The 13324-nt window shown below is 48.8% G+C and carries 12 protein-coding genes; 8 read left to right on the plus strand and 4 right to left on the minus strand.

What is annotated here, in order from left to right; translation table 11 throughout:
- The first annotated feature begins 3 nt into the window (after positions 1 to 3).
- Both DK430_RS06415 and DK430_RS06420 read left to right on the plus strand, forming a co-directional pair.
- The gene (locus tag DK430_RS06415) at positions 4 to 1131 is read left to right on the plus strand and encodes a sugar ABC transporter permease (RefSeq protein ID WP_109078265.1); all 1128 of its coding nucleotides are present in this window, start codon (positions 4 to 6) and stop codon (positions 1129 to 1131) included.
- 83 nt (positions 1132 to 1214) lie between these two features.
- On the plus strand, positions 1215 to 2390 hold the full coding sequence (locus DK430_RS06420) for a XylR family transcriptional regulator (protein WP_109078266.1): 1176 nt from the start codon (positions 1215 to 1217) through the stop codon (positions 2388 to 2390).
- A gap of 99 nt (positions 2391 to 2489) precedes the next feature.
- On the opposite strand, the gene DK430_RS06425 is transcribed toward DK430_RS06420, so the two are convergent.
- Positions 2490 to 3881 (minus strand): DHA2 family efflux MFS transporter permease subunit, encoded by a 1392-nt coding sequence (locus DK430_RS06425; RefSeq protein ID WP_109078267.1) that lies wholly within the window; start codon positions 3879 to 3881, stop codon positions 2490 to 2492.
- A 362-nt stretch (positions 3882 to 4243) separates the two neighbouring features.
- Here DK430_RS06425 and manX point away from each other — a divergent pair, with 362 nt between their 5' ends.
- The 4 genes from manX (at position 4244) to DK430_RS06445 (ending at position 7482) form a co-directional block, all read left to right on the plus strand.
- On the plus strand, positions 4244 to 5224 hold the full coding sequence (manX, locus tag DK430_RS06430) for a PTS mannose transporter subunit IIAB (RefSeq protein ID WP_109078268.1): 981 nt from the start codon (positions 4244 to 4246) through the stop codon (positions 5222 to 5224).
- Positions 5225 to 5235: 11 nt separating this feature from the next.
- Positions 5236 to 6042, plus strand: coding sequence for a PTS mannose/fructose/sorbose transporter subunit IIC (locus DK430_RS06435; protein WP_109078269.1), 807 nt, complete (start codon positions 5236 to 5238; stop codon positions 6040 to 6042).
- A 15-nt stretch (positions 6043 to 6057) separates the two neighbouring features.
- Positions 6058 to 6894 carry a PTS mannose transporter subunit IID gene (locus DK430_RS06440; RefSeq protein WP_109078270.1) on the plus strand — a complete coding sequence of 279 codons (837 nt, stop codon included), beginning with the start codon at positions 6058 to 6060 and terminating at the stop codon, positions 6892 to 6894.
- 312 nt (positions 6895 to 7206) lie between these two features.
- Positions 7207 to 7482 (plus strand): hypothetical protein, encoded by a 276-nt coding sequence (locus tag DK430_RS06445; protein ID WP_109078271.1) that lies wholly within the window; start codon positions 7207 to 7209, stop codon positions 7480 to 7482.
- Between the two features lie 89 nt (positions 7483 to 7571).
- Here the strand turns inward: DK430_RS06445 and DK430_RS06450 are convergent, their stop codons facing one another.
- From DK430_RS06450 to DK430_RS06460, 3 genes are all read right to left on the minus strand, one after another.
- Entirely contained in the window at positions 7572 to 8756 is a 1185-nt protein-coding gene (locus tag DK430_RS06450) for a multidrug effflux MFS transporter (protein ID WP_109078272.1), read from the minus strand.
- 176 nt (positions 8757 to 8932) lie between these two features.
- A complete protein-coding gene (locus DK430_RS06455) occupies positions 8933 to 10516 on the minus strand; it encodes a carboxylesterase/lipase family protein (protein WP_109078273.1) in 1584 nt (527 codons plus the stop codon).
- Between the two features lie 295 nt (positions 10517 to 10811).
- A complete protein-coding gene (locus tag DK430_RS06460; RefSeq protein WP_109078274.1) occupies positions 10812 to 11819 on the minus strand; it encodes an alpha/beta hydrolase in 1008 nt (335 codons plus the stop codon).
- A 393-nt stretch (positions 11820 to 12212) separates the two neighbouring features.
- On the opposite strand from DK430_RS06460, the gene DK430_RS06465 reads away from it, so the two are divergent.
- Positions 12213 to 12707, plus strand: a complete 495-nt coding sequence (locus tag DK430_RS06465; protein WP_109078275.1) for a phosphoribosylglycinamide synthetase — start codon at positions 12213 to 12215, stop codon at positions 12705 to 12707.
- A gap of 66 nt (positions 12708 to 12773) precedes the next feature.
- On the plus strand, positions 12774 to 13307 hold the full coding sequence (locus tag DK430_RS06470) for an OmpA family protein (protein WP_109078276.1): 534 nt from the start codon (positions 12774 to 12776) through the stop codon (positions 13305 to 13307).
- Positions 13308 to 13324: the final 17 nt, after the last annotated feature.

A 13324-nucleotide genomic window follows, 5' to 3' on the forward strand; every position in this document is an offset into this window, starting at 1 on the left:
TCTATGTCTAAGTTAAAATCCATTAATTTACAAGTATATATTATGCTGATTGCCATTGTTGTTATCATGGCATTCTTCTTCGTCGCCACCGACGGGGCTTATCTCAGCGCACGCAATATTTCCAACTTGCTTCGTCAAACGTCCATCACCGGCATTTTAGCTATCGGGATGATTTTCGTGATTATCTCCGCCGAAATTGACTTATCCGTCGGCTCATTAATGGGATTACTCGGCGGTTTCGCGGCGATTGCTGATGTGTGGTGGGGTTGGCCGTTACCTCTAACAATCATCACAACATTGGCTATCGGCATTGTACTTGGCGCCTGCACCGGTTGGTGGGTTGCCTATCGCAAAGTACCTTCATTTATTGTGACGTTAGCGGGCATGTTAATTTTCCGTGGAATGTTAGTAGGTGCAACCAATGGCACAACAGTTTCCCCGATCAGCAAAGAAATGACCACCATCGGCCAAGGTTATCTGCCCGATACCACCGGCATGATTCTTGGCTGTGTCGCTGTGATTTGTTTCATCCTGTGGGGATCTTATCAACGCAAAGCCCGTCAAAACCTGAATTTAGCGGTGACCGGCGTAGGTAAGGAAACCATGAAATACGGTTTATTCGCAATTTGCATCTTGGGTGCGATTTATTTGTTAAACGATTATCGCGGTATTCCTTTCCCTGTCTTATTACTGGCTATTTTAGCGGTTATCGGCATGTTTATTGCGCGAAAAACCGCCTTTGGACGCCATATTTACGCTATCGGCGGCAACATTGAAGCCGCCAGATTATCCGGGATTAATGTGGAAAAAATCAAACTCATGATTTTCTCCATCAACGGATTAATGGTCGCTATCGCCGGGTTAATTCTCAGTGCTCGCTTGGGCGCAGGTGCGCCATCAGCCGGTCAAAATGCCGAACTGGATGCCATTGCAGCCTGTGTAATCGGCGGCGCAAGTCTCGCCGGTGGTGTTGGGAGCGTTTTCGGTGTCGTTATCGGTGCATTAATTATTGCCTTATTGGATAACGGCATGAGTATGTTAGACGTGCCAACCTTCTGGCAATACATTGTAAAAGGCTCTATTTTGTTACTCGCCGTATGGATGGACACCAGCACTAAAAAGAAATTATAAATTAGTAAAATCAATGTGATATTTGTCGTTTAGCCGATTTGTAGTATATTCTTGACAACAAAATTCAGAATAGGAACGGCTAAATGACTATCGAGCAAAAATATTACCGCATCGCGCTATTATTCAACGCCAACAAAGTCTATGACCGCGAAGTGGTAGAGGGCGTGGGGCAGTATTTACAGGCATCGCAATGTATGTGGGATATTTTTGTGGAAGATGAGTTTATTTACCACAAAGATACTATTAACCACCTGTCCATTGACGGCATTATCGCCGATTTTGACGATGCAGAAACCGTGGAGTTGCTCAAACAGGTTTCCATTCCTGTGATAGCCGTGGGCGGTTCCTATCAAAACCCGGATTTTTATCCCAATCTGCCTTATGTCGCCACCGATAATTATGCCTTGATGGAAACCGCCTTTTTGCATTTGAAACAAAAAGGCATTACCAACTTTGCTTTTTACGGATTGGATACAGAGGAAACCAAGCATTGGGCGAATGAACGAAAACATGCGTTTCTTGCTTTAATGCACAAATATGAACACAAAAGTGCGGTCTATTTGGGCGGTAAAACGGATTCGCTGAATTGGTCGCAAGAACAGGCGAACGTCACCGACTGGCTGAAAACTCTGCCGCCGCACACAGGCATTATCGCCGTCACCGATGCCCGCGCCCGACATATTCTGCAAGCCTGTGAAACCGCCGGTATCGCCGTGCCGGAGCAACTCTGCGTGATCGGCATTGATAACGAAGAACTGATTCAATATTTATCGCGCGTATCTCTTTCCTCGGTGGCACAGGGTACGCGTGAAATCGGCTATCAGGCAGCGAAATTATTGCACCGATTATTAACCGGACAAAAAGTCAGTGCTACGCCGTTGCTAATTCCGCCGGTCAAAGTCATCGAACGCAGTTCCACCGATTACCGTTCCCTGCGCGATCCGTTAGTCAAGCAAGCCATGCACTACATCCGCCACCGCGCCTGCCAGGGCATTAAAGCGGAACAAGTGCTGGATCACCTGCGCACTTCACGCTCCAATCTGGAAGCCCGTTTCAAAGCGGAAATGAACAAAACCATTCACCAAGTCATCCACGAAGAAAAAATCAACCGTGCCAAACAATTACTGCGTCGCAGCGATATTCCCATTCAGGAAATCTCCGATATTTGCGGCTACCCGTCATTGCAATATTTTTACTCGGTATTCAAAAAAGAATTCAACCAAACGCCAAAAGAATTTCGCAATCGGGAGGGGAAATAAAAACGCGGTGAAAAATATTCGTAAGTTCATTGAGTTACCCCTAACTTTGCCGTCTGCAAAGGCAACCTTTAAAATTTACCGAATTTTTTAACCGCACTTTTAACCCTTATGAAAATTCCCCGCCCCATCTTCTTTTTTAAGGTGGCTCAAGACCCACAGCAAGGCGATGCCGAAGAGGGCGGAGGTGAGGAAGGTGGCGCTGAAGGCGTGTTGGAGCTGTTCGCCGGTTTCGCCGATGAGGTGGCGGTAAGTGTCTAAAATCACGGCGGAGACAGCGATGCCGATGCTGATGCCCACTTGTTGGGTGACGCTAATATAAGTGGAGCCCGCACTGGCGTTGTGGTCGCTTAGATCGCTGATGGCAAGGGTATTGACGGCAGTGAAGATAATCGACATGGCACAGCCGTACCACGCCAAAATTAACACCAACAACCAAATCGGTGTGTGCTGCTGCAACAGACTCATAGTAGCAATGGCAAAAGTCATGGAAAGTGCGGTCAAAATTAATGTTGTTTTATAACCGAAGCGTGCCAAAATTTTTCCTGCGAAGGATTTCGTCAGCACGGAGCTCAAGGCAATAGGCGCCAATAACCAACCGGCAACATCGGCATTGTAGCCGAACACCACCTGCAACATCAGCGGCATTAAAAACGGAATGCCGGAACCGCTCAGGCGAATGAACATATTGCCGACAATGCCTATCCGAAAGGTACGCGTGACGAATATATTTAACGGTAGCAAAGGATTTTGCGCCCGTTTTGCGTATAGATAATAAAGCGAAAAACAGCCGAGCCCAACGGCTAAAATCAAGATAGTCAGCCATTGTGCAATGCGTTCTTCGGAGAGTAAATCCAAACCGAGGGTCACCCCAGCCAAGCCGCCGGCAAACAGCACAAAGCCCCACCAATCCAGTTTACTGATATTGCCTGTGCTGTTTGGCATATGCCTTCCCGCAAACCAAATGCCAAGCACGCCGATAGGAATATTCATCAGGAAAATCCAGTGCCAAGTGGCGTGCGTCACCAGCCAACCGCCCACAATCGGGCCCAGCACCGGGCCGATAAGCCCCGCCATCGCCATAGCGTTCCAAGCAGCAACCAGTTGGGTTTTCGGCACATTGCGAATGATCGCCAAACGTGCCACCGGCATCATGAGCGCACCACCCAGCCCTTGCAACACGCGCGACCAAATCAGCGCATTTAACGAATGGGACGCCGCACAAGCCACGGAGCCAAGCACAAAAATCGTCACCGCCACCCGAAACACATTCAGCGTGCCGTATTTATCGGCGATCCAACCGGTGAGCGGAATAAACAACGCAACGGTGAGGGAATAGCTGATAATGGTCATTTGCATTTCCAGCGGCGACTCATGCAAATCGGCGGAAATGGCAGGCAAGGCGGTATTCAAAATGGTTGCGTCAAGGGATTGCATAAATAATGCCATGGCGGCAATGAGGGCTAAATTACGGTAAGTTTGACGCTCGCGCATAACAGTCTCTTTTCGATTTCGGCGGCAGTGAAAAACACCTAAATTTTCCACCGCACTTTTATGCCTCCTGTGAAAAAAGAGGCGAATTTGTTGATAAATTCTCGGATACCGTATTCTACATGATTCACGTCGATTGCACTCAATTTAATCGATTTTTGTGGTGACAAAGTGGGAACGGACTATTTCTTTTTTATATAACGGCGGGACAAAAAGCCGAAAGTGCGGTGCTTTTTTCTCATGTTTTTTGCAAATATGTGATCAGGATCACAAAAAATACCTAAAAAACCACCAGGCTTAAACGAATAAGCTACTCATTTTTAGGTAGAATGGTCAGCGGTATAATTATCTTTTAAGGAGACCGAATGACCATTGCAATTATTATCGCAACACATGGGGTCGCGGCGGAGCAACTGTTAAAAACCACAGAAATGCTCATCGGCGAACAGGAAAATGTGGCGACCATTGATTTTGTGCCCGGCGAAAACGCCGAGACCATCATGGAAAAATATCAGGCGAAGCTGAGCGGCGATCTTGCCCATTGCGACCAAGTGTTATTCTTGGTGGATACTTGGGGCGGCAGCCCGTTTAATGCGGCGAATCGCGTGTCGGAAGGCAAAGACAACATGGACATCGTCACCGGCGTGAACGTGCCGATGTTGGTAGAAACCTTCATGGCGCGGGATGACGGCCCGAGCTTGGAAGAACTGGTGGCAATCGCGCTAGAAACCGGTCGTACCGGCGTGCGTGCATTACGTTATCAAGAGCCTGAAAGCAACGAAAGCGCGCCGGCACAACCTGCTCCGCAAGCCGCACCGCAACCGTCAGTAGTCACACCGAATGCGGGCGGGCACTTGGAAATCGGCTTGGCACGTATTGACGACCGCTTGATCCACGGGCAAGTGGCAACCCGCTGGACGAAAGAAAGTCGCGTATCGCGCATTGTGGTCGTAAGCGACGAAGTGGCGAAAGACACCGTGCGCGCCACCATGCTGAAAAGCGTTGCCCCGCCGGGAGTCACCGCCCATGTGGTGGACGTGGACAAAATGGTACGCGTTTACAACAACCCGGAATATTCCGGCGAACGCATGATGTTGCTGTTCACCAATCCGACGGATGTCTTGCGTCTTTCCGATGCGGGCGTTGATTTTAAATCTATCAATATCGGCGGCATGGCGTATCGCGACGGCAAGAAAATGATTACCAGCGCGGTGTCCGTGGATGACAAAGATATTGCCGCCTTCAAAGCCCTGGATGCCAAAGGCATTGAACTGGACGTGCGCAAAGTATCAAACGACAGCCGTCAATACATGATGGATTTATTGAAGAAAAATAACTTACTTTAAGGGAAATGATTATGGAAATTACCACTTTACAAATTATCTTGGTGTTTCTGGTCGCCTGTATTTGCGGCGCAGGATCGATTCTTGACGAATGGCAAACCCAACGCCCGTTAATTGCCTGTACCTTAATCGGCTTAGTATTAGGTGATATCAAAACCGGCATCATCATCGGCGGTACGTTGGAATTATTGGCGTTAGGCTGGATGAATATCGGTGCGGCGGTGGCGCCCGATGCGGCGTTGGCGTCCGTGATTTCCACCATCTTGGTTATTGTCGGCAAACAGGACATTTCCACCGGGATTGCGGTGGCGATTCCCCTTGCCGCTGCCGGTCAGGTGTTAACCTATATCGTGCGTGCCATTACCGTCGGCTTCCAACACGCGGCGGATAAATCCGTGGAGGACGGCAGCTTAACCCGTATAGACTGGCTCCATCGCGGCGCGTTAATGTTACAAGCCATGCGTATTGCCATTCCGGCGCTGATCGTTGCGTTAACCGCCGGTACTGACGTGGTGCAAAGCATGTTGAACGCCATTCCGGAAGTGGTGACTACCGGGCTTAAAATCGCCGGTGGCTTCATCGCCGTGGTCGGTTATGCCATGGTCATCAACATGATGCGTGCAGGACACCTAATGCCGTTCTTCTATGCCGGTTTTGTGATCGCCGCTTATACCGAATTCAATCTGGTAGCGCTCGGTGTGTTAGGCATCGTGATGGCGGTGCTTTACATTCAAATGCACCCGAAATACAACCAAAGCAAGCAAGTGGTGCAAGTGACAACTGCCGCCGGCGGCAACGACTTGGACAACAGACTAGATTAATTGAGGAGCGATAACATGACAACCGAAATCAGAAAAGTAACAAAGAGTGATTTGAATGCCGTCGTAATGCGCTCCAACCTGTTCCAAGGCTCATGGAACTTCGAGCGGATGCAGGCGCTGGGCTTTGCCTATTCCATGGTGCCGGTGATCAAACGGTTATACCCGGTGCAGGATTCACAAGAACGCAAAGACGCCATTAAGCGTCACCTGGAATTTTTCAACACCCAACCGTTTGTCGGTGCGCCGGTGCTGGGCGTCGCAATCGCCATGGAAGAACAACGTGCCAACGGCAAACCGGTGGAAGATGCCGCCATTAACGGTATTAAAGTAGGTCTCATGGGGCCGCTTGCCGGCGTGGGCGACCCGATTTACTGGGGAACCGCACGTCCGGTCTTCGCCGCATTAGGCGCAGGCTTGGCGTTAAACGGCAGCATTTTAGGTCCGATCCTGTTCTTTGTTTTATTTAACCTTGTGCGTCTTGCCACCCGTTATTACGGTGTGATTTACGGCTACCGCAAAGGGCTAGACGTGGTCAGCGACATGAGCGGCGGCTTATTACAAAAACTCACCGAAGGCGCCTCCATCCTCGGTTTGTTCATCATGGGTGCACTGGTGCAGAAATGGACCAGCATTAACGTCCCGCTGGTGGTCTCCACCATCACCAAACAAGACGGCACCGTTGAGGTCACCACCGTACAAAGCATCCTAGACAGCCTCATGCCGGGCTTGCTCGCCTTGCTATTCACCTTCGCCTGTATGTGGTTGCTGCGTAATCGGGTCAACGCCCTGTGGATCATCGTCGGCTTCTTTGTCATCGGCATCTTCGGTGCTTGGACGGGTATTTTGGCGTAATGGTTCTTGAGTGGGTCGGTGGGTTAGCAAACCCACCCTACCGATCTGATGGCGCGCGTCTTCTGACGCGTGCCTTTTTATTTCATTTCAACGTATTACAACCCCACCGAGAAGCACACGTTACCAACCTCTTGTTAGTTGACTGCGTCGGAAACGTGCGCCGGCAAAATAAACTAACGAAATCCGCCTCAGTAAACCAAAAGTGCGGTCGTTTTTTTAAATGTTTTTTGTGTGAAAAAATCTAAAAATTATTTCTAAATCACTGATATAATGCGCGCGATTTTTTTATATCAACATAATAAGGAAAAAAACATGGTACCAAGTTGCCCACACTGTCAAAAAAACCTACCCATTCCATCACTGCTCATCAATGCAAAAAATTTAACGGAATGCCCGAGCTGTAAAAAAGCAATTACCCCTAAATTAAACTGGAAAAGAGGACTTGGATTCGGCGCTGCTGCATTACTCGCCGTCACATTCATTCTGTTTCTGCTTTTTGGTCAATCACAAGTCACCAGCTTAGTCGGCGGATTTGCAGGGCTTGTTGCATTCATGATTTTTGGTTATCAGTTTGATAAAAAAGACTAATTTCACTCTTTCCTAACCGAACTCATAACAAAAGGCACAGAATGAATCTGTGCCTTTATTGTTTTTAAATCCCAAAACGCGCAAAAAATCTACCGCACTTTTCCATCACGTTTTTCCAGCACCGCCATCAACGCGCTCAAGCCCACAAACAAGGCGATAATCCACGACATCGTGAATGGCGTGCCGTTGGAAAACCACGCCAACAACAGCGAAGAGATAATGCCGCTGCCGTATTGCAGGGAGCCGATTAAAGCTGCCGCCGAACCGGCGATTTGGTTCGGCACGCTGTCCAGCGCCGCAGCATTGGCACAGGCGGCGATAATACCGTTCATGCTGAACATAATGAACATCGCTACCACAATGCCGTAAATGCCGCCGGTTTCCGTCAAGGCGAAAAAGAACAACAATAAGGCGGCGGCAAAGGCAATCAGGCTGGAAACCACCAACAAGGTTGATAAGGCAAAACGGCTGACCAATTTACGGTTCACAAAACTCAAGCCCATCACGCCCACAATGTTTATGCCGAACAGAAAACCGTAGTTTTCCGGCGCCACGTGGAAATAGTCGATATACACGAACGGCGAACCGGTAATGAAGGCATAAGCCGCCACATAAAAGAAGGTGACGCTTAAGGTGTAACGCATAAATTTGCCATTGCCGAACAAAGTGCGGTAGTTTTTAAAGGCGTTTAGTACAGAACCGTCCGCCCGTTTTTCGGCAGGCAAGGTTTCCGGCAATTTGAAAATCGCTAAAAACATCAATGCACCGATCACTACCAACAACCAGAAAATCCAATGCCATGAGCCGATTTTTAACATCGTACCGCCAATAAAGGGACCGGCGATAGGCGCAATCGCCATAATGATGGTTAGCGTGGAAAGCATTTGTGCCGCTTGGCTGCTGGCGAATAAATCGCGAATCATCGCTCGGCTTAACATCGGCCCGACGCAAGCACCCAAGGCTTGGAAAACACGCCAGAAAACGACCGCACTCATGGAATCCGCCATGGCACAACCGATTGAGCCAATCACAAAAAGCAACGTCCCGATAAAGAGCGGAATCTTGCGCCCGATACGATCGCTAATCGGCCCCCAAACCAACTGCGCCAAGGCAAAGCCAATTAAAAAGCCGGTAATGGTCAGCTCCGCATTGCCGCCCAGTTGTTTTTCCATCGTCGGCATTGCCGGCAAGTAAATATCCGTTGAAAGCGACGTGGTCGCCATCAACAAGCTCAAAATAAGCAATAAAGAAAGTGAACGTTTTTGAGAAGTCATAATTTGTCCGAAAGTATAAAAAAGATGCCGTGATTTTAAGGGTTTCACGGCAAAGATAAAGTAGGGCTGGTTTCATGGGGTATTGAATGAAATTCAATAATCAAAGTAGGGTGGGATTTATCCCACCATTAAATCAAAACATATCGCAAATGGTGGGATAAATCCCACCCTACAGTTTAATAAAACACACCCGCTTGTTTCCAAAAATCACATTTCGCAGTATTCGCACCGTAGCCCATTTTCACTTGCGCGGTTGGTAAATCAAACTCTAAGTGATTATCTTGTTTCGGGTCGAAGCGTTTCCAGTCCGGGCGTTCTGCCAAGGCTTTTTTCGGGTTTGCCCAAATTGCCGCCATTTCATTTGCCAATTTTTCCTGCATTGGGTTAAGTTTCGGCACAACTTGGTTATCCGCCGAACCTTTGAACTCGTTGAACAAATATGGCAATTCATAAGTGTGCGCGGCTTTCAATGGGAAGCTGGTCGGCTCCAAATAAGTCGGTGCAGTTTGATCGGCGAACACATAAGCATAAGTCGGCGTGTGTTTTGCCATCATGCCGTTCAAATGTTGCGCAGGACAAGTGAACAAGAATGAGGTCATCGCGTCGGCATAAGCATCGCTTGGCGTGATGTAGTTTTCAGGCGGAAATTCCGTATACACTTTTTTCGCCAACTCTTTGCCGTGAACGCCTTCTAAGGCGTGCAAATAGCCCGCTTTGTCCATCGGTTTGTGAGTGAGATTTTCCACAAAACCGGCAAAGAACGTGCCTTCATCGTGGGTCGTGCCGTTAATCATGGTCACGTGATTAAATTTGCCTTCTTTGAACGCTTTGTTCGGGTGAAGCGGAAGGAATTGACCGTCCACCACCGGCTGGTTGATTAAATAAGGCGTTTGTTCCGCCAAAATGGTTTCCACCGGCAATTTTTGCAAACAAGCGGCGACGTCTTTTTCGTTAGGGCAGAATTTTTCCGCAAATGCCACGCCGTTTTTCTCCGCTTCCGTTTTGGTGCGAGAGCCTCCGAAGAACGGGAATTTATGGATCACCGAACTACCGCTCATGGCAATGGCCTGCTGGAATTTGCCTTTATTCCACGGTGAAAGCACTTGAGCTAACACGCTGCCACCGCCGGAAGATTCGCCGGAAATGGTGATGTTGTCAGGATCGCCGCCAAATTGTGCGATGTTTTTTTGCACCCAATCCAACGCCAAACTTTGGTCCATCAAGCCGTAGTTCACGCCCGCTTCGCCATTTTTCATCATTTCCGGGTGAGCGAAGAAACCGAGTAATGCCAAGCGATAATTCAACGTGACCACGATGGAGCCTTGTTCCACTAAACGGGTTGGGTCGTAATCCGCGCCTTGCCCAACGAACAAGCTACCACCGTGAATCCACACCAACACAGGGCGTTTTTCGCCCGTTTTCATATCCTTCGGCGTGAACACGTTTAAGGTCAAGCAATCTTCCTTGCCGCCCGCTTTGGCAAATACGCCTAAATCGGCATTTTGCGGGCAGCTCGCGCCGTAGCTCACCGCATCACGCACGCCTTCCCAGCTTTTCCCTGCTTTCGGCGGCTGCCAACGCAATTCCCCCACTGGCGGTTGCGCGTAAGGAATGCCCATATAAGCATTCATATTGCTTTCCGCCACCCCACGAAGTTGCCCTTGGGTGGTTTGCACCGGCTGGGTGAAATCGGTGGCGAAGCTGTTGAGTGAGGTTGCTAATAATGCCGTTGAAAGTAGCGTTTTGGTAAGGTTTTTCATTTTGTTTTTTCCTGAATGATTGAAAGTGCGGTTAGTTTAGCGGGCATTTTTGTGTAGATAAATGGGGTTTTATTTCATAACCTTGTGAATGAAATTCAACAATTATAATATCCCTCTCGCCCGCTTGCGGGAGAGAGACAGCCGTAAAGTGCGTTCAGCACTTGGAGGCAGAGAGAGGGGGAAGTGGTAAAATTTTTCAGATAATTTACACATCCCCTCTCCCTCCGAAAATCCTACGGATTTTCTCCACCCTCTCCCGCAAGCGGGCGAGGGGAGGAGTTTTACCTACAGCGGGCTATTTATCCAACCCTTTCTCTTTCAACCAATCTTCCAACAGATCAGCCAGTTGCTCGTTGTTTTTCTCCGCGAACATAAAGTGGCTGTTGCCGTGAATGCCGATTTCAGGCAAAACGACCACTTTCGCATCGCCACCGTGTTTGTTCACACATTCCGCGAAGGCTTGGGCAACGTGAATACGCTCGATCCAGCGTTGAGAAGACCAATGTTTATTCTCTTCAGAAATATAATCGCCGTAGTAAATAATAATCGGCAAGCGAGTTAAGGCTTTGAAGCGTTCCAACGAAATGGGTTGAGAAAGTGAAATGTTCGCAGCCGTATTTGTCGGTGTCGGCACGGTTGGCATTTCATTTTCAGGGAAGACAAACTCTGTCCCTGGCTCGTAAGAAATCACCGCTTTCACTTTTGGATTTTTCAATACCGTTTGCCAACCCGGGCCGCCCCCTTGCGAGTGGGTGATTAACACGCCTTCGCCAATGCGATCAAAGGCTGCCGACAAGGCATCGGAAATCACGCCCAAATCATACGCGCCGGTATTTGGCGTGATTTGACGGAGAAATTGATCCAAGCTTTCCGCATCTTTCGGGAACTGACCGTTTTCGTGCAAGTTCGGGAAAATCCCCATACGGAAATTTTCAAACCAGAATTGATCGTTCGGTTGCACCACAATGTTTTCATCAACAGTGGAATTGCCCGCACGTCCGCGACGCGGTTGATCCACTAAATAAGCGGCATAACCTTTACGCAAAAAGAGCGTGCCAAAGCCTTCGCGACCGTCCGGCGTGGATTCCCAGGTTTTGCCCGATTGCCCCGCACCGTGTAAAAACACCAACGGCAAGCGGCGTGCATTCACCGGTTTTTGGAAAGCAACATAAGTGTGATCACCGTGGAAGGTTTGCCCCGCGTGAGACATTGGGTTGGAGGTGTGATATTCGCCTTCCGCTTTGATCACTTTACCGCCCGCGAAAAAACTACCTTGAGATTCAATGGTTAATGCTTTGCTCATTTTTTGCTCCTGTTTTGATGAGGTTGCCTGTGCAACACCGCCTAATCCTAATGCTAACGCGCTTATTCCGCCAGCTTTTGTTTTTTCCCCCTAGGGTAACAAGTTACCCTAGGTTAGGCATAATTCAACCCCTTTGGGGTTGGGCGTTAGAAATACCCAACGGGTTTAACCATGGGTAATTTATCCCTAATGGCGCGCACCTCCCGACGTATGCCGGCAAATCAAACAAACTATCGTTAGCCATCTCGTTCACTTTTCGCAAGAAACGCTATTTATCAAAACACATCGGAGCGCGGTATTGGTAAGTTGAACTTTATCGGGGCTTTTGATACATTTAAGTGTGGTTAAGTAGTATTTTTATTGAACTCTCCAATCCTTAAAGAGGTATTCAGAATGCGTACTCCCCTATATACTCTCGTCGCCTTATCTGCGCTGTTCACACTTCCCGCCTATGCGAACGAACCTGCCGCAACACAGTCGGAATTTACCACCCAAGCAATCCAAACCAAGCCGTTTAGCGGCGCGACCTTGGCGTTAACCCAAGCCAGAGTGGTCGGACAGATTCTCAATGTGGAATTTATCTGGACACCGCCTAAAAAAGCGGAAGGCGGATACCAATTTAAATCGACGAGTAGTGGCTCGGTCAAAGATTTTGCCTATATTGACGAAACGACCAGCAAACGCATCACTCTGCTACGGGATGAAAACGGCAAATATATGACCGATCCTATCGCCGGCACAGACGGTAAAAGCGGAAAAATAACGATTAACGGTAGTAACCCTAAAGTTATTGCACTCAAATTCCCCGCACCGCCGGAAACTTCACCGACCATCACTATTGATTTCCCGGGTGCAGGCTCATTTTATTCCGTGCCGGTCAGTCGTTAATTTTCCACATTGTGACATGCAGGCTGTTTCTCGCAGCCTGCATATTGCCTAATCAGAGGTTGCTTTATGAAAACATTGCATTCCCTCGCTTGTCTTCTTACGTTCTATGCACTGTGCGCCAACGCACAGGAATCCGCCACGCCCGCACCATCCGCCCTAACGGCGCAAGGTAGCGGTCTGTCATCTGAAAGCAGCGGTTTGAGCGGAACGGAATCAGGCTTCAATATCCAAATCAATTTGTCCTCCGACGTCTTGTTTGATTTCAACAAATCCGAGCTCAAACCCGAAGCCGACGGCGAACTACAAAAAGCCGCCGACATCATCCGACAAAAAGGCAAAGGGGTGATACTGATTAGCGGCCATACCGACAGCAAGGGCTCCGCCGCTTACAACCAGCGTCTGTCATTGGCGCGTGCGCAGGCAGTCAAAGATTGGTTTGAAGCACAAGGTTTGCAGCAAAATTATCAAATTGAAGGTCTCGGCGCCACACAACCTATTGCACCCAATACCCACGCAGACGGCAGCGATAACCCGGAAGGGCGGGTGAAAAACCGACGTGTGGAGATTATCGTCAATAAAACGAAACGGTTAGGGGATTAACGTCTAAAGCCTATTAA

Origin of the sequence: Aggregatibacter kilianii, assembly GCF_003129965.1 — a bacterium.
GTDB lineage: Bacteria > Pseudomonadota > Gammaproteobacteria > Enterobacterales > Pasteurellaceae > Aggregatibacter > Aggregatibacter kilianii_A.

Bases quoted from the DNA above. Each gene is read 5' to 3' on its own strand.
- DK430_RS06415 (WP_109078265.1), top strand. From the start codon at position 4: ATGTCTAAGTTAAAATCCATTAATTTACAAGTATATATTATGCTGATT.
- DK430_RS06420 (WP_109078266.1), top strand. From the start codon at position 1,215: ATGACTATCGAGCAAAAATATTACCGCATCGCGCTATTATTCAACGCC.
- DK430_RS06425 (WP_109078267.1), bottom strand. From the start codon at position 3,881: ATGCGCGAGCGTCAAACTTACCGTAATTTAGCCCTCATTGCCGCCATG.
- manX (WP_109078268.1), top strand. From the start codon at position 4,244: ATGACCATTGCAATTATTATCGCAACACATGGGGTCGCGGCGGAGCAA.
- DK430_RS06435 (WP_109078269.1), top strand. From the start codon at position 5,236: ATGGAAATTACCACTTTACAAATTATCTTGGTGTTTCTGGTCGCCTGT.
- DK430_RS06440 (WP_109078270.1), top strand. From the start codon at position 6,058: ATGACAACCGAAATCAGAAAAGTAACAAAGAGTGATTTGAATGCCGTC.
- DK430_RS06445 (WP_109078271.1), top strand. From the start codon at position 7,207: ATGGTACCAAGTTGCCCACACTGTCAAAAAAACCTACCCATTCCATCA.
- DK430_RS06450 (WP_109078272.1), bottom strand. From the start codon at position 8,756: ATGACTTCTCAAAAACGTTCACTTTCTTTATTGCTTATTTTGAGCTTG.
- DK430_RS06455 (WP_109078273.1), bottom strand. From the start codon at position 10,516: ATGAAAAACCTTACCAAAACGCTACTTTCAACGGCATTATTAGCAACC.
- DK430_RS06460 (WP_109078274.1), bottom strand. From the start codon at position 11,819: ATGAGCAAAGCATTAACCATTGAATCTCAAGGTAGTTTTTTCGCGGGC.
- DK430_RS06465 (WP_109078275.1), top strand. From the start codon at position 12,213: ATGCGTACTCCCCTATATACTCTCGTCGCCTTATCTGCGCTGTTCACA.
- DK430_RS06470 (WP_109078276.1), top strand. From the start codon at position 12,774: ATGAAAACATTGCATTCCCTCGCTTGTCTTCTTACGTTCTATGCACTG.